The sequence below is a fragment of the Bradyrhizobium sp. AZCC 1721 genome (assembly GCF_036924715.1).
Taxonomy (GTDB): Bacteria; Pseudomonadota; Alphaproteobacteria; order Rhizobiales; family Xanthobacteraceae; genus Bradyrhizobium.
Genome location: NZ_JAZHSB010000001.1, coordinates 6,976,410 through 6,993,319 on the forward strand (window position 1 = coordinate 6,976,410; position 16,910 = coordinate 6,993,319).

The 16,910-nt window shown below is 64.2% G+C and carries 13 protein-coding genes; 12 read left to right on the forward strand and 1 reads right to left on the reverse strand.

Annotation, left to right across the window (positions count from 1 at the left end; genetic code table 11):
- The first annotated feature begins 179 nt into the window (after window positions 1-179).
- From V1273_RS33190 to V1273_RS33205, 4 genes are all read left to right on the forward strand, one after another.
- Window positions 180-1,055: a class I SAM-dependent methyltransferase gene (locus tag V1273_RS33190; protein WP_334379830.1), complete on the forward strand. Its 876-nt coding sequence runs from the start codon at window positions 180-182 to the stop codon at window positions 1,053-1,055.
- Window positions 1,056-1,137: 82 nt separating this feature from the next.
- A complete protein-coding gene (locus tag V1273_RS33195; protein ID WP_334412051.1) occupies window positions 1,138-2,010 on the forward strand; it encodes an alpha/beta fold hydrolase in 873 nt (290 codons plus the stop codon).
- Window positions 2,011-2,081: 71 nt separating this feature from the next.
- Window positions 2,082-2,981, forward strand: coding sequence for an efflux RND transporter periplasmic adaptor subunit (locus tag V1273_RS33200; protein WP_334412052.1), 900 nt, complete (start codon window positions 2,082-2,084; stop codon window positions 2,979-2,981).
- Between the two features lie 151 nt (window positions 2,982-3,132).
- Window positions 3,133-3,414, forward strand: a complete 282-nt coding sequence (locus V1273_RS33205) for a GIY-YIG nuclease family protein (RefSeq protein WP_334365528.1) — start codon at window positions 3,133-3,135, stop codon at window positions 3,412-3,414.
- 556 nt (window positions 3,415-3,970) lie between these two features.
- On the opposite strand, the gene V1273_RS33210 is transcribed toward V1273_RS33205, so the two are convergent.
- The gene (locus V1273_RS33210; protein WP_334365529.1) at window positions 3,971-4,807 is read right to left on the reverse strand and encodes a caspase family protein; all 837 of its coding nucleotides are present in this window, start codon (window positions 4,805-4,807) and stop codon (window positions 3,971-3,973) included.
- A gap of 413 nt (window positions 4,808-5,220) precedes the next feature.
- Here V1273_RS33210 and V1273_RS33215 point away from each other — a divergent pair, with 413 nt between their 5' ends.
- The 8 genes from V1273_RS33215 (at window position 5,221) to V1273_RS33250 (ending at window position 16,808) form a co-directional block, all read left to right on the forward strand.
- The gene (locus V1273_RS33215) at window positions 5,221-6,954 is read left to right on the forward strand and encodes a hypothetical protein (RefSeq protein WP_334379828.1); all 1,734 of its coding nucleotides are present in this window, start codon (window positions 5,221-5,223) and stop codon (window positions 6,952-6,954) included.
- 283 nt (window positions 6,955-7,237) lie between these two features.
- Window positions 7,238-7,969, forward strand: a complete 732-nt coding sequence (locus V1273_RS33220; protein WP_334412053.1) for a thermonuclease family protein — start codon at window positions 7,238-7,240, stop codon at window positions 7,967-7,969.
- A gap of 79 nt (window positions 7,970-8,048) precedes the next feature.
- On the forward strand, window positions 8,049-8,852 hold the full coding sequence (locus tag V1273_RS33225) for an LssY C-terminal domain-containing protein (RefSeq protein WP_334412054.1): 804 nt from the start codon (window positions 8,049-8,051) through the stop codon (window positions 8,850-8,852).
- Window positions 8,853-9,004: 152 nt separating this feature from the next.
- Window positions 9,005-10,189 (forward strand): pyridoxal-phosphate-dependent aminotransferase family protein, encoded by a 1,185-nt coding sequence (locus V1273_RS33230; RefSeq protein ID WP_334412055.1) that lies wholly within the window; start codon window positions 9,005-9,007, stop codon window positions 10,187-10,189.
- Window positions 10,190-10,419: 230 nt separating this feature from the next.
- Complete coding sequence (locus V1273_RS33235; protein ID WP_334412056.1) at window positions 10,420-11,490, forward strand: ABC transporter ATP-binding protein; 1,071 nt, start codon at window positions 10,420-10,422, stop codon at window positions 11,488-11,490.
- Between the two features lie 25 nt (window positions 11,491-11,515).
- Window positions 11,516-12,583, forward strand: coding sequence for a substrate-binding domain-containing protein (locus V1273_RS33240; RefSeq protein WP_334412057.1), 1,068 nt, complete (start codon window positions 11,516-11,518; stop codon window positions 12,581-12,583).
- Window positions 12,584-12,770: 187 nt separating this feature from the next.
- Window positions 12,771-14,483, forward strand: coding sequence for an ABC transporter permease (locus V1273_RS33245; protein WP_334412058.1), 1,713 nt, complete (start codon window positions 12,771-12,773; stop codon window positions 14,481-14,483).
- 207 nt (window positions 14,484-14,690) lie between these two features.
- Entirely contained in the window at window positions 14,691-16,808 is a 2,118-nt protein-coding gene (locus tag V1273_RS33250; RefSeq protein ID WP_334412059.1) for a S9 family peptidase, read from the forward strand.
- Window positions 16,809-16,910: the final 102 nt, after the last annotated feature.

The window sequence follows — 16,910 nt, forward strand, 5'->3', positions numbered from 1 at the left end:
GAGCGAATTTCCCGGCGGGACGCTGTGAAAAATCTCACAGAAACAGGCACCTCACTGAAAAATCAGGGTCCCCTCAAGGCAAAATCAGCCCCGCATCACAGTCTTTAGGTCCGCCCAAGACCATGTTTGGTTCATCGCGGCCCTCTTCCGTGGCCGCGGCATCCCAAAAGGAGACATCGATGGCCGCCCAGAGCGCGATCGCAGCGACCCAAACCCAGGCCGATTCTGCCCAAGCCGATTCTGCCCAACCTGCCCCCGACCTTGCAGCCCTCAAGACGCGTCAACAGGCCGCATGGTCGTCAGGCAATTACGCCATTGTCGGCTCGACGCTGCAGATCGTCGGCGAAGAACTCTGCGAGGCGCTCGATCTCAAGGCCGGCTCAAAAGTGCTCGATGTCGCCGCCGGCAACGGCATGGCGAGCCTCGCTGCGGCCCGGCGGTGGTGCGACGTCACCTCGACCGACTACGTACCGGCGTTGCTGGAGCGCGGTCGGGCACGCGCCGCGGCGGAAGGCATGCCAATCGAATTCAGAGAAGCTGACGCGGAAAACCTGCCGTTCGATGATAACAGCTTTGACACGGTGCTCTCCACCTTCGGCGTCATGTTCACACCGAACCAGGACCGCGCGGCCGCCGAGCTGATGCGGGTCTGCAAGCCCAAGGGCCGGATCGGCCTGGCGAACTGGACGCCGGACGGTTTTATCGGACAGGTCTTCAGGACGCTCGGCAAATATCTGCCACCGCCCGCCGGGACCAAATCGCCGGCGCTGTGGGGAACGAGCGCGCGGCTGACCGAAATGTTCGACGCTGACGCGCGCTCGATCCGAGCGGAATCGCGCCTGTTCAGGTTTCGCTATCGCTCGCCGGCGCACTTCCTCGACGTGTTCAAGACGTATTACGGCCCGGTGCTGAAAGCGTTCGCAGCCCTCGATCCGGCGAAACAGGAAGAACTGCATAACGACCTGCATGCCCTGATCGTTCGCATGAACCGCTCCGGCGACGGCACGATGGTGGTGCCCAGCGAATATCTCGAGGTCGTCATCACCAAGCAGTGAAACGTCGCGCCAGCAATATCTTAGCGGAGCCATTGGCGTGGCTCCGCCGGTGGCGTCCCGCATAAAAATCAGCAGCATTTCAATGACCAATGTGATTCCAATCTCGCGCGCAGAGCGCGAAAAGGCTTGCGTCGTGGCGCTGCATTGCTCGCTGGGCTCGGGCCGTCAATGGAAGACGCTCGCCGATGAACTCGGGCGCGCGCATCGATTCTTCGCCCCTGACATCGCGGGCTATGGCACCAATAGCTGCTGCGCGGCGGATCTGCCGCTGACGCTCGCGGAGGAAGTTCGATGCCTGAGCGGCCAGCTCCACGATGCGGACGGCCCCATCCATCTCGTCGGCCATTCTTACGGCGGCGCGATTGCGTTCAAGATCGCGACCTGCTCCCCGTTCGCGCATCGCCTGCGCAGCCTGACGTTGATCGAGCCGGTGCTGCCGACACTGCTGTGCGAAAGCGAGGCGGACCGGCGGCTTCACGCGCGTTTCGCCCAGGTCGCGCGTGACGTTTCCGAGGACCTCTGGAATGGATCGGCGCTGGAAGCGATCGACATGTTCATCGAATTCTGGAACGGCTCCGGCCCGCAGGATCCGCTGCCGGCCAGCGCGCGCCTGCGCATGATCGAGCGCGCCGACAAGCTTGCATTCGATTTCACGGCGGCGTTCGCCGAAGCGAATGTCGCCACCGCGGCGGCCTCGCTTCGCGTGCCGACGCTATTGTTTTCGGGAGGGCTGTCGCCCTATCTCACCCAACGCATTGTGCAGCGGCTCGGCGCGATCATGGACTGCGCCGAGGTGCAACATTTGCCGGCTGCCGGCCATATGCTCCCGCTTACCCATGCCTCGTCAGTCAATCCCGCGATCGCGAAACACATCGCCCGCGCGGACGAACTGGCCGGCGTTCCGCTGGCGCTCGAAACGGCGCTGGCAGAGGCCGGCAGCCGGGCGGAGGGGTGACATTCTTGGCGCTTGGCTCTCCCGCCGGCCTTCTGGTATCGGTTAAGGCCGAAACCGGGAACGAAATGCAGATGACCATCTTCCGCACGCGCGGCCTTTCACTTACGCTGGCCCCCCTGATTGCCGCAGGCTTGATCTGCCTTTCGAGCTCCCTCCGCGCCGCCGAGGACACCGACCCCGCCGCCCCGAAGGGCGCCGCGGTCACCGTGCTCAAGGCGCAAAAATCCTGCTTCGCCAATATCGTCGAGGTGTCCGGCACCATCATTGCGCGCGAGGAGACGCAGGTGCGGCCCGAGCGGATGGGGCTGAAGGTGGCCGAGGTGATGGTGGATGCGGGCGACAGCGTCACCGCGGGGCAGGTGCTGGCGCGGCTAGCTTTGCCGGAAGGCGGGCAGATTTCGGTGCAGGCGCCGGTGGGCGGCGTGATCTCGGCCACGACGGCGTCGGTCGGCGCGATGGCGTCGGGCAAGGGCGAAGCGCTGTTCTCGATCATCGCGCGCGGCGAGTTCGACCTGGTCGGCATGGTGCCAACGCGCGATATCGCCAAACTGCAGATCAACCAGACCGCGCGGATCAAGGTGATCGGCGCCGGCGAGGTCGATGGAAAGGTGCGGCGGCTGTCGACCACGGTGGAGCCGAACAGCCAGCTGGCGCAGGTGTTCGTCGGCGTCACCACCAACCGGCGGCTGCTCATCAATTCGAGTGGCCGCGCGCAGATCAGGACCGGACAGAGCTGCGGCGTCGCGGTGCCGCTGACCGCGATCCTCTACGGCACCGCCGGCACCGTGGTGCAGGTGGTGCGGCGCGCCCGCGTCGAAACGCGGCGGGTGGAGACCGGGCTGATGTCGGCCGGCCAGGTCGAGATCACCTCGGGCCTGCAGGAAGGCGACATCGTGGTGGCGCGCGCCGGCGCGCTCTTGCGCGAGGGCGATCCGGTGCGCGCGGTGACGGCGAGCGCCGACGCGAAGTAGCTGGGCGGCAGCAACTCTCACCGTCGCCCCTGCGAACGCAGGGGCCCATAACCACCGGCTTTCGTTGTGTGATAAGGTGTCTGCTACCGCGCTTCCTCGGTAGATCACGCGGTATAGGTCCCTGCGTTCGCAGGGACGACGAGAGCCGCGCATGTACTACGTCTACATCCTCGCGAGCCGGCGTCATGGGACGCTGTATATTGGGGTGACCAATTCGCTGGCGAAACGGATGGAGCAGCATCGCAACGGCGAGGGGTCATCGTTCGTCAAAACCTACGGCGTTTACCGGCTGGTTTATGTCGAGGCGTTCGAGCGAGCGGATGAAGCGATTGCGCGGGAAAAGCAGCTCAAGCGCTGGAAGCGCGATTGGAAGATTGAGCTGATCGAGCGGGAAAATCTGGAGTGGCGGGATCTTAGTGATTTGATTGTTTAAGGCTCGCTATCACCACATTATCCGTCGCCCCTGCGAACGCAGGGGCCCATAACCACTGCACTTCGTCGTTGAAGCAAAGCCGTCTCGCCGTGTGCCATTTCCGCGGGCCGCGGCGTATGGGTCCGTGCGTTCGCAGGGACGACGGGAGATTGGCCGACACTCTATCCGTCGCCCCTGCGAACGCACTAGTGGATGCACACATGTTGCAGTGCGATTCAGGCTTCATATGCAATTTTAGAATCGAAGATGCGAGCTCATCGAAATTTTGGAATCAAGGCTGGCGTTTTCGCGCAAGATCGGAATCTCCAGCGCTTCGGTGGGGTGGAGAGCGCGCGCAGCAAAACTACGTCGCAACACTTGAGAAGTGCAAAAACCCTTGGCTTTTCATGAGTATTTGCGGCGCAACAAGTGTGCATGCCCTAGTGCGAACGCAGGGGCCCCATAACCACTGCACTTCGTCGTTGAAGCAAAGCCGTCTCGCCGTGTGCCATTTCCGCGGGCCGGGGCGTATGGGTCCCTGCGTTCGCAGGGACGACGATGTGGAGAGGTCTTGGCCTTACCCCCCGAGGCGGACGTCTTCCAGCAAGGACGATGACACCTGCGGCACCTGCTCGCCGTCGGAGGCGCGGGAGATGGAGATGCGGGTCTTGTTGAATGCGCTGGCGACGCCGGACTGCGAATTCAGATTGTTGAGCAGCTCGGTGACCAGCACGCTGTACTGGCCCTTGCCGTCGTCGGCCACCTTGCCCGGCGTGGCCGAGGTCAGGATCAGCGCGTTCTCCGGCGTGGAGATCGGGGCCAGCCCATGGGAATAGGAGCGGAAGCGGCGCTCGTAAGGATTGCGGCGGGAGGCGTCGACGACGACGAGCTTGGCGCTGGCGCCCTTCTCGGTCATCGCATCAAGCACCTGCTCGATCGAGACGCCGTCGCGGCGGACGTCGGCTTCCTTCCAGATCGCGGCGTCGACCGGGATCATAAAGCTCTCGCGTCCGACCTGGACGCCGTAGCCGCCGAAGAACAGCAGCGCGACGGTGTCCGGCTTGATCTTGTCTTTCAGGCGAGCGACGGCGCGAGCCATGTCGTCCTTGGTGGCGTCTTCGACCACGTCGACATCGAACCCCTTGGCGCGCAGTGCGGCGGTGAGGCCGCGGGCATCGTTGATCGGCTGGGACAAAGGCGCTGCGGCATCCGGATAATGGCCGTTGCCGATCACCAGGGCGACGCGGGCGGAGGTGCCGATCACGCCGGTCTGCTCGGTGCCGATTGCCTTGGCGGCGTCGAGCGAACGCTTGTTCAGCGCGGCATGGGCGCCGATCGCCAGCGACACCAGGCCGATAAAAGCAACGGCAATGGTGACGGTGCGGCGGGAAATGCAGAGCTGACCAAGGTTCATCGCGTTTCCATTCCCAAGTTTGTCCATAGCGCCAAGCAAGACCGCGCCAGTTAGTCGCGTGCGGACCGTTCAGGTTTGATGGGGTTGCCGGATGTGTGCCGTCTAATTGCGCTCAATTTGCGGCACCGCAACAACGGTCTTTTAGCCTGTCGGGCCCATCCGGACAACCTCATTCGACGCATGGAACCAATTGCAGCCGATTATGGGAGAGGGTTAACGCCAGGTAAGTGACCCATATCACATTGTGTTCCCCGCCGGATTTGGTTAGTTCTCAAGGGCTTGCAGGCCCATCCGGCCGGCGGTGGCTGCGTGGACTCCCCATCGAGCCCGTTCCAAAACCCCGGGACTACCGGGGTTTTACGGATCGTGCTCAACGTGGCCCTCCCTTCACCGTTCCGGCGGAAAGAAACTGCATGGGCTTTTCTACCATCGCCGGCGCCGCATTTCGGGCGCTGACCGCGCGGAAAGACGGCCCGTCGCTCTACGACGTCTGCGACCCCGTGCTGCTGAAATACCGCGGCGGCGACCCCCATCTGGGAAAATTCTATCGCACGGCGCTGGGCAACCCGGCGCTGCGGCCGCTGTTGCGGCGGACCGGGCACCCGGCCTTGCGCGACCAGAAGCGGCTCGGCGCCTTGCAGGAGGCGCTGCGAAGGGCGCGCGACGATGCCGAGCCGGACTGGGCCGCGGTGGGGCAGCCGATTGCCGAGCTGATGGCGGGTATTAATGTCCGCCACCCCGCCCCCGGGCCGGTGGCGGCGCGGGGGCGGGTGCCCGATGATGCCGAGATCGACCGGGTGATCCGCCACTGCGGCGCGCATCTGCTCGGCTCATTCGCCAAAAACGGCTTCATCCCGACCTATGCCGCCTTCAACCTGATCGGCGACGCCGACATGGGCGGGCGCGAGATGCTGATGGCGCTGACCGGGCTGAACTCGCGCGGCTACAAGAACTCGACGCTCCTGTTCAGCCTGGCGCGGATCTTCATCGCGCATTCGCCAGCGCGCGCGCTCATCAACCCGCCCTGGCGAGGGATTGCAGAGCCGATGTGGCAGCCGATGCAGATCCGCCACCGCTCGGCCTATTACGACGCCTTCTTCACCGAGGCGCTGCTCAGTTACGTCGAGACCGGGCTGGCGTCTTCGGACGAGGCCGCGGCCTCAAGGCGCGCGATTTCGGAGATGGTCGATTTTTGTCTCAAGACCTCAGCCGAGGAAGTGCCCGCGCATGACGGCACCACCGTGAACGTGATCACGGCCTTGGCGCCGCTGCCGCATCCGCGCTTTTCAAAATTCTTCTCGCAGATCAAGCAGGATTTGGGCTTCGGCATCTACGTGCCGGACTGCGACACCACGGCGTGCTCGTTCTCGGCCGCCACACAAGCCGGCTGCACCGATCCGATCCTCGACCAGCCGCTGCTCGACTTCTATCGCGGCTACCAGGTGCGCGAGGGCGCCAACGAGCCGCGCGTCACCGTGCCCTTGAACGACAATATCGATTACGAGGGCGGCGTCGTCACCTGGATCGATAATCTCGCGGGCGACCGGCCCTATGGCAACGATCTAGATCCGACGCTCAACCTCGATATTCTCGAGGTAAGTTTCCGCAACCTTTCGCGCTGGAAGATTTTGGAGACGCCGCAGCGGCTGCAGACGGTGCATCGCATCCTGGGCTTCCAGCGGCGGCTCGCCGAAAGCGGCGCGTTCAAGAACCCGCGCTCGCACATCTATTACCTGCCGGAACTCTACTCCGCCTATTTCGGCCGCTGCCATGCCGCGTTCATGGCATTGCCCGAGCCCGCGCGGCAGGCGATCGATCCGGACGGCACGTTTGCGTTGATCCGCGAGAAGGTGCTGGCCTATGTCGAGGGTGAACTGATCGCGCGCGAGATGAACCCGTTCGACGCCGCGCTGGCGCTGATGGCGCTGGCGCATCTCGGCGCCGACGTTTCGACATTCGCGCCGGCGCTGCACTGCATCGTCGCAAGTCTCGGCGAGGGCGGCAGGCACGGGCCGTACCGGGCGTACGAGTGGAACAAGATGAAGACGCCGACGCGGATTCTGGTCGGCGGCCCGGAAGTGACGTCGGCGTTCGTGCTGATGGGGCTGGCGTTGGCGCGGCGGGCGATGACGAAGGGCAATGCGTGACACGCGGTGCTTACCCTCCCCTGGAGGGGTCCGAGACGAGCGAAGCTCGCTCGTGGGTCGGCACGGATCGAGCGAAGCGAGATGGGTGACGGGGTGGGGTGATCTCTCCACTCGGGCACTGATCGAAACGAGAGACCGTCACCCCGCCCCGCCGCTTCGCGGCGACCCTCCCCCTCCAGGGGAGGGTGAATATCTCGCGGGAAGTTGAAAGCGGTGCGACACCCCTGCTCTGGCAAGACGGCTCCATTGTCCGCACAATATCATTTTGCCACCGGGATTGCCGATGAAACTACGGACGTTGCTTTCTGCGTTCCTGCTGCTGTCACTGCCCGTCACCTCACACGCGGCCGACATCACCGGCATTCCAAAAATCCGCGAGGGCGATCAGCTCCAGATCGGCAACCATCGCATTCGCCTCGGCGGCATCGACGCGCCGGCCGTCGATCAGCTCTGCCTCAACACGAGGGCTGAGCGCTGGACCTGCGGCGCCGCCGCGCGCGACGAGCTGATCAAGCGTTTCGGAGCCAGGAGCTGGACCTGTCACACACGGGCGGTGGCGGATCGCCGCGGCCGCACGGTGGCGCGCTGCGAGGCGGACGGCGAGGACATCCAGAAATGGCTGGTGTCGAACGGCTGGGCGCTGGCGCAGACGCGCCTCTCGCGCGACTACGAGGCAGACGAGAAGGCCGCGCGCGAGGCCAAGGCCGGCATGTGGCAGGGCGCGTTCATCGCGCCATGGGATTGGCGCATCCGCAACAAGAAAACCGCCGTTCTCGGCGCCGTCCAGCCGCCGGAGAATGCGCGGGCCGTCCTCTTGGCCTCGGCATCCGGACCGGTGGCGCCCTCGCCCGACTGCACCATCAAGGGCAACGTCAATCGCTCCGGCGAGTGCATCTATCACCAGCCGACAAGCCGCTGGTATGCGAAGATCGAAATGAAGATCTCAAAAGGCACGCGCTGGTTCTGCTCGGTCGAGGAGGCCGAAGCCGCCGGTTGTCGCGAGACGCGGCGGTAGCGGTGCTCTTCAACCGCGGCCCCGCTTGCGGGGAGAGGGAGCGGCATCTACGGTGTCCGATCAACGCATCGAAAAACGAATGCGGCAACGACGCGGCTTGCGGCGGGCAATGTTGCTCGCGCTCGTCATCCTCGGCGGTTACGGCCTGCTCGCCTATCTGGTGCTGCCGGGCTTCTGGACGCATTACGAGCATCAGCGCGGGCTGACCAGCATGCCGATGGTGACGCGCACCGCGCAGGGCATTCCCGGCGATCCCATGAATGTCGGGCTTATCGGAGACCAGCGCGACGTGGTCTGCGCCATGCACGCGGCGGGCTGGTATCCGGCCGACCGGATTACGCTGAAATCCTCGATCGAGATTATCGGCAGCGTACTGCTCGATCGCCCCTACAAGGAGGCACCTGTGAGCAACCTCTATTACCTCGGCCGCCGCGAGGATCTCGCCTATGAAAAGCCGATCGGGAGCAGCGCCGACCGCCGCAACCATGTGCGCTACTGGAAGGTGCTGGAGAGCGGCGAGGAAAAGCGACCGGTCTGGCTCGGAGCTGCGACGGAGGATCGCGGCGTCGGCGTCAGCCGATACACCGCCGCCGTCACGCACCACATCTCGCCCGATCTCGACGCCGAGCGCGCGCTGCTTGCGACTGACCTGGAAAATGCCGGCATGGTGGACGCGAAATACCAGGTCACCGGCATCGGCCCCACGATCGCAGGGCGGAACGGCGGCGGCGACGCCTATTACACCGACGGCGAAATCTGGGTGCTGCGGCTGGTCGAGGCCTGCCGAAAGCGCGAGGGGCCCGCGGTGACGATCCCGAGCCCGCGGGCGACCGAACTCAAGGATCAAATCTGGCGCGCGATCGCGAATGCCGTCGGCAAATAGCCCGCCAGGCGCGGAGCAATCAGAGCAATTTGATCTTTTTGCGACTCTGGATTGCTTCGCTGCGCTCGCAATGACCGCTGCGATCCAATATTGTGTTGCCACGTCTCCAACGCCTCCATTTCGCGTATCTGCCGATTAAGGAAAACCAACAAATGACCGTTCGTGCGGGCCGGGAATTTCTGGCCATCCCGGGACCTACCACCATGCCCGACGAAGTGCTGCAGGCGATGCATCGCCCGGCGCTCGACATCTATTCCGACCAGATGCTGGAATTGACCGACGGCCTGCTCGGCGATCTCTCAAAGCTGTTCGCCACCAAAGGCAAATCCTACATCTACATCGCCAACGGCCATGGCGCGTGGGAAGCGACGCTTTCCAACGTGCTGTCGCGTGGCGACAAGCTGCTGGTCCTGGAAAGCGGACGGTTTGCGATCGGCTGGGGCCAGGCGGCGGCGGCGATGGGCGCCGAGGTCGAGGTGCTCAGGGGCGACTGGCGCCGCGCGATCCGCGCGAGCGAGGTCCAGGCGCGGCTGCGGCAAGACAAGGACCGCACCATCAAGGCCATCGTCGCCGTGCAGGTCGACACCGCGTCCGGCGCCTATAACGACATCGAGGCGATCGGCAAGGCGATCAAATCGACCGGGCATCCCGCGCTGTTCATGGTCGACACCGTGGCTTCGCTCGGCTGCATGCCGTTCGAGATGGACGCGTGGGGTATCGACGTCGCGATGTCCGGCTCGCAGAAGGGCCTGATGACGCCCCCCGGCCTAGGCTTTGTCGCCGCCAACGACCGCGCCCGCGAGGTGCATAAAAAGGCCAACCTGCGCACGCCCTATTGGGACTGGACCGAGCGCGAGGGCAGCGAGCATTACCGCAAATATGCCGGCACTGCCCCGGTGCATCTATTGTTCGCGCTGCGCAAGGCGATCGACATGCTGCAGACGGAAGGGCTGGAGAACGCGTTTCAGCGCCATCGTTTGCTCGCCGAGGCGGTGCGCCGCGCGGTCGCGGTCTGGAGCGAGGGTCAGGTGATTGGCTTCAACATCGCGGAGGCCAATGAGCGCTCCAACACCGTGACGACCGTGACCATGAACGGCTACGATCCAGCCGCGCTGCAGCGCTACTGCAAGGAGAAATGCGGCGTGGTGCTCGGCACCGGCATCGGCGATTTGTCCGGCCAGGCTTTCCGCATCGCCCATATGGGCCATGTCAATGCGCCGATGATCCTGGGCACCCTCGGCGTCGTCGAGGTCGGCCTCAACGCGCTGAACATTCCACACGGCAAGGGCGGAACCGAGGCCGCAATCGAGTATCTCGGCGAAAACGTCGAGGCGTAGAAACTGTCGTCCCTGCGAACGCAGGGACCCATAACCACGACTGTTTGTTGTGAGATGAAGCCGTCTCGCGTAGTGCCATTTCCGCGGGCCGCGGCGTATGGGTCCCTGCGTTCGCAGGGACGACAAAAATTGCTGGTCGTCCTCCAAGCCAACTCTCTTTTCCAAGCCGCATTAGTGCGTATACTGGCATACCAAGCCGGGCGCTGATCCGTGCAAGAACAAGAGTGGGAGTGAGGCGATTGGCGTCCGTTGATTTGCGCGGCCTGACCAAGCGATTTGGCTCGCTTGCGGTGGTCGATAACGTCTCCCTGAAAATCGATCACGGACAACTGGTCTGCCTGCTGGGGCCGTCGGGCTGCGGCAAAACCACCACGCTGCGGCTGATCGCGGGGTTTCTGGAGCCTTCCGACGGCGAGATCCATGTCGGCGAGCGGCTGATGTCGTCACGCGCGCGCACGCTGCCGCCCGAACAGCGCAACATGTCGATGATTTTTCAGAGCTACGCGCTGTGGCCGCACATGACGGTGACCGAAAACATCGTCTACGGCCTGCGCCTGCGCAAGCTCGACCGCGACACCATCGCGAAAAAACTGGCGGCGATCCTGGCCACGACAAAACTCGAGGCGTTGGCGCAGCGCTATCCCGGCGAGCTCTCCGGCGGGCAGCAGCAGCGCGTGGCGCTGGCGCGCGCTCTGATCGTCGAACCGGAGACGCTGCTCCTCGACGAGCCGCTTTCGAACCTCGACGCGAATTTGCGCGAGGAGATGCGGTTCGAAATCCGCCGCCTGCACGACGAATATCGCTACACCACCGTCTACGTCACCCACGACCAGTCCGAGGCCATGACCACGGCCGACCTGATCGCGGTCATGAACGGCGGCCGGATCGACCAGCTCGGCACGCCCGAAGACATCTACGCACGGCCGGAGTCCGAATTCGTCGCCCGCTTCATCGGCGCCAGCAATGTCATCAAGGGCACCGCGCGCGATGCCAACCATGTTGCCTTCGCGGGCGCGACGCTGAAGGTGGTCGGCGCACCGCTCACCGCAGGTGAGGGCGCCGTGGTCGCGATCCGCCAGCACGATATCAGGCTTTCGACGCAGGCGCCGGCTTCACCAGAGAATGCGGTCAAGGCGGTCGTCACGCGGCAGGTCTATCTCGGCGCAGTGCGGGACTACATGGTCGAGGTGGCCGACGGCACCAGTTTGCGCGCCACCACGCCGACCGAAACCAGCGTGCAAAAGGGCAGCGAGGTCTGGCTGACGCTGCCGCCCGAGCGCTGCCGGGCATTGAGCCGATAGCCACGAAACGAGACGGGAGGACGCGATGAGGGGACGAAAGCTTTCAAGACGCGACATCCTGCAAGGCTCGGCGGCGCTGGCGGTTGGCACGGTATTCGCCTCCCCTGTTCGCGCCCAGGCGCCGGAGCCGGTCGCGATCACATCAGCGCTGGTGGATGCGGCGAAGAAGGAAGGCAAGCTGATCTTTTATTCGTCGATGGACCTGCCGGTCGGCGAAAAGCTCGGCAAGGCATTCGAGGCCGCCTTTCCGGGCGTAACCATCCAGATCGAGCGCTCCGGTTCGGAGCGGCTGTTTCAGCGTATCGACCAGGAATTTGCGAGCAACATTCGCGCCGCCGACATCGTCAACTCCTCCGACGCCTCGCACTTCATCAGTTGGAAGAAGAACGGCTGGCTGATGCCGTTCGTGCCGGAGGACGTCGCAAAACATTTTCCGGAAAGCTATCGCGATCCCGACGGCATGTTTGCGACCTCGCGGGTGTGGCTGTCGTCGATCGCCTACAACACCAATCTCGTCAAAGCGGAAGACGCGCCGAAGAGTTTTGCCGACCTGCTCGACGCCAAATGGGCGGGCAAGATGGTCAAGGCCCACCCGGCCTATAGCGGCACCATCATGACCGCGACGTTTCAGCTCGTTCGCGAACTCGGCTGGGAGTACATGGAAAGACTGGCGAAGCAGCGCGTGATGCAGGTGCAGTCGTCGACCGATCCGCCGAAGAAGCTGTCGCTCGGCGAGCGCGCCGTGATGGCCGACGGCAACGAATACGGCATCGTGCTGTTGAAGGAAGCCGGCCAGCCGGTCGAGCCGGTGTACCCGACCGAAGGCACGCCGACGATTTCGGGGCCGACCGGCATCTTCAGGAGCGCGGAGCATCCCAATGCCGCGAAGTTGTTTCAGGCATGGCTGCATACGCGCGAGACGCAACAATTCTTCATCGACTTCAGCGCGCAATATTCGGTTCACGCACAGGTGCAGTCGAAGCCGGGCCGGCGGAAGATTTCCGACATCAAGCTGATGAAGGAGGATGCCGAGGGCGTGGAGAAAATGACGGAAGAAATCAAGACGCGCTATGCGCGGCTGTTCAGGGTTTGAGGATGCAAGTGGCGACGCTCTCTGTCTTGCCTCGCCCCGCTTGCGGGGAGAGGCCGACGCGCATCGCCAGATGCGCGGCGGGTGAGGGGGCTCTCCGCGAGTCCGAATCCGCGGATAGAGCCCCTCACCCCAACCCTCTCCCCGCAAGCGCGGGGCGAGGGGGCTGCACCGCGCCTGTGGGAATAACATGACCACCATCGCCACCGACACCCCAAGATCCCGCCTCGACCTCACCCGCCCTATCCTGTGGCTGTTCGCAGCGTTCATGATCGTGCTGATCGTGCTGCCGCTGTCGTGGCTGGCGGTCTTTGCATTCACCGACAAGGCGCGGCATCCGACGCTGCAGAATTTCGTCACGCTGTTCACCGACCCCGCTTTCCTTGATCCATTGCTGACGACAGCGATCATCGCAACCACTTCCGCGGTGGCCTGCTGCCTTGTCGCCGCCCCGATCGGCTGGCTGGTGTCGCGCACCGACATGCCGGGGCGGCAGATCATCCGCGCGCTGGTGACGGCTTCCTTCGTGACACCGCCGTTTCTGGGCGCGGTTGCCTGGGAACTGCTGGCGGCGCCCAACAGCGGCATGCTGAACCAGCTCTATCGCTACCTCACCGGCGCCGAAGATCCCTTGTTCGACATCTATTCGCTGACCGGGCTGATCTTTGTGATCTCCTGCTACACCTTCCCATTTGTGTTCGTGCTGGTCGCCAATGCGCTCGACAACATGCCGGGCGAACTGGAAGATGCCTCCGCCATTCTCGGCGGCAAGGCTTGGACCACGGCGCGGCGCGTCACCATTCCGCTTGCGATGCCGGCGCTGGTCGCTGGCGCATTGATCGCGTTCCTGCAGGCGATGACGCTGTTCGGATCGCCGGCGATCCTGGCGCTGCCGGCCGGTTTCCACACCATGACGACGAAGATCTGGAGCCTGTTCCAGTATCCGCCAAAGCTCGAACTGGCGGCTGCCGCCGCCGTGCCGCTATTGCTGCTGACGATCCTGCTGCTGCAGGGCCAGAAAGTTTTGCTCGGCCGCCGCGGCTACTCCGTGCTCGGCGGCAAATATGGCCCGCCGCGGCCGATCGAAATGGGAGCATGGCGCTGGGCCGCGCTGGCATTCTGCCTCCTCGTGCTGCTCAATCCGGTGTTCCTGCCCTATTTCGCGCTGCTCAACGCAGCGTTCTCGCCGAACGCGACCACGCTGGTGACGCCGGCGACGGCGACGCTGCACAACATCGTCTTCGTGTTCACCGAATTGTCGTCGACCCAGCTCGCGCTGAAGAACACGGTGATCCTGGGTGCATCGACGGCGACCATCGGCACCACGCTCGCGCTCGTGGTCGCCTATGTCACGACCCGCCGCGTCATCGCAAGCCACCGGGTGCTCGGCTTTCTCGCCACCGCCCCGGTGGCCGTGCCCGGCATCGTGCTCGGCGTCGGATTGTTCTTGAGCTACACGCGGCCGCCCTTCGTGCTCTATGGCACGCTGTGGATCCTGCTGCTGGCGTTTCTCACCATCACCCTCCCTTCGGCCTATCAGCAATTGCAGGCGGCGTTCGCGACCATTCATCCCGAACTGGAGGACGCCAGCCGCATTCTCGGGGCGAGCCGGCTGCAATCGCTGCGCCAGATCACCGCGCCTTTGTTGCGCACCGGCGTGATCGCGACTTGGTGCTTCATCTTCATCGGCGTGATGCGGGAGTTATCCGCGGCGATCGTGCTGTTCACCTCGCAGACCAAGGTGCTGTCGGTTTTGATCTACGACCTCAACGAAAGCGGCGACCTCGCCGCGATCTCGGTGCTCGGCATCGCGATGCTGGTGATCACCTTTGCGGTGGTGCTCGCGGTGAACCGGATCCCGATGTTCGGCGGCGGCGCCGGGGCGAAGCTGCGGAATAGTTAGGATCGGCTCTGTCGGCTCGTCGTTCCTGCGAAAGCAGGGACCCATAACCACCGCTCAGCGGTGTGAGAGAAACCGTCTCCCGTTGTGCCACTTTCGCAGGCCGCGGCGTATGGGTCCCTGCGTTCGCAGGGACGACGGTTAGCACATCTGGTAATCCGCCACATTTGCCCCGATATAAGGCGCACCATTGAGCCATGTGAGGACCGCGTGACACAAGCCGCCGCCAAAAAGCCCGCCCTCTCGCCGCCGGTCGCCCCGCGCCGGCCGCATACTTTCACCACGCACGGCATCACCGTGCAGGACGACTATGCCTGGCTGAAGGAGCCGAAATGGCAGGAAGTGCTGCGCGACCCCTCGATCCTCGACCCGGACATCCGCAAATATCTGGAAGCCGAGAACGATTACACCGAGAGCCTGCTCGGCCACACCGCCGTCTTGCAGAAGAAGCTGGTCGCGGAAATGCGCGGACGGATCAAGGAAGACGATTCCAGCGTGCCGTCACCGGACGGCCCGTTCGCCTATTTGCGAAAATTCCGCGAAGGCGGGCAGCATGAAATGTTCGGCCGCACGCAGCGTGATGGCGGCGCGGTAAGAATCGTGCTCGACGGCGACGCCCTCGCCAAGGACCATGAGTATTTCAAGTTCGGCGGCGCGCGGCATTCGCCTGACCACACACTGCACGCGTGGAGCGCCGATACCAAGGGCTCGGAATATTTCTCGATCCGCGTGCGCGACTGGGAGACGGGGATCGACCGCGACGATCTTGTCGAAGAGACCGACGGCGGCATCGTCTGGAGCAAGGATTGCCAAAGCTTCTTCTATGTCAAACTCGACGACAACCATCGCCCGATGCAGGTCTGGCGCCATCGGCTCGGCACCAGGCAGGCGGACGACACGCTGGTTTATGAGGAGCAAGACTCCGGCTGGTTCACCCATCTGCACGAGAGCTCTTCCGGCCGTTTCTGCGTGATCGCCGGCGGCGATCATGAGACGTCGGAACAGCGGCTGATCGATCTCGCCAATCCCGAAGTGCCGCCGCGGCTGGTGGCGGAACGCGAAGAAGGCGTGCAGTATTCGATCGCCGACCGCGGCGATGAATTGTTCATTCTAACCAATGCGGATGACGCGATCGACTTCAAGGTCGTCACCGCGCCGCTCGCCTCGCCCGAACGCGCCAACTGGCGCGAATTGATTCCGCATCGCGCCGGCATCTATGTGCTCGATGTCGAACTCTATGCCGGCCACATGGTGCGGCTGGAGCGCGCCAACGCGCTGCCCGCGATCATTATCCGCGATCTCGGTAACGGCGAGGAACATGCCATCGCCTTTGACGAGGCGGCGTATTCGCTGGACACCATGGGCAGCTACGAATTCGAGACCACCAATCTGCGGTTTTCCTATTCGTCAATGACGACGCCGTCGGAAGTCTATGACTACGACATGGCGAAGCGAACGCGCGTCTTGCGCAAGCGGCAGGAGATTCCGTCCGGCCATGACCCGGCCGACTATGTCACCACGCGGATCATGGCGAGGTCGCATGACGGCGCGTCAGTGCCGGTCTCGATCCTGCACCGCAAGGACCTCGCGCGCGACGGTAGCGCGCCGCTGCTGCTCTATGGCTACGGCTCCTACGGCATGGCGATGCCAGCCTCGTTCTCAACCAACCGGCTGTCGCTGGTCGATCGCGGCTTTGTCTATGCGATCGCGCATATCCGCGGCGGCGCGGACAAAGGCTGGGGCTGGTATCTCGACGGCAAGCGCGAGAAGAAGACGAATTCATTCGACGATTTCGCTGCCGCCGGGCGCGCCTTGATCGAGGCAAAATACACCAGCGCCAAGCGCATCGTCGGCCATGGCGGCAGCGCCGGCGGCATGCTGATGGGAGCTAGCGCCAACCGCGCCGGCGAATTGTTCGCCGGCATCGTCGCCGAAGTGCCGTTCGTCGACGTACTCAACACCATGCTCGACGACACGCTGCCGCTGACGCCGCCGGAATGGCCGGAATGGGGCAACCCTATCGAGAGCGAAAAGGATTTTCGCACCATCTTGTCGTACTCGCCCTACGACAATATCGCGGCGAAGGAATATCCCGCTGTGCTCGCGATGGGCGGCCTGACCGATCCGCGCGTCACCTACTGGGAGCCGGCGAAATGGATCGCGCGGTTGCGCGCGACCATGACCGGTGGCGGGCCGGTGCTGCTGCGCACCAACATGGGCGCCGGCCACGGCGGCGCGTCGGGCCGCTTCAACCGGCTCGATGAAGTGGCGATTGCTTATGCGTTTGCGCTATGGGCGGTGGGGCTGGCGGAGAAGGGTGAGGCGTGAGGCGCTCGTGTCCCGGACGCGATGCGGCGTGCAACGTTGCATCGCAGAGCCGGGACCCACCAACGCATGGGCCCCGGCTCTGCAGCGCATCGCTTTGCGCTG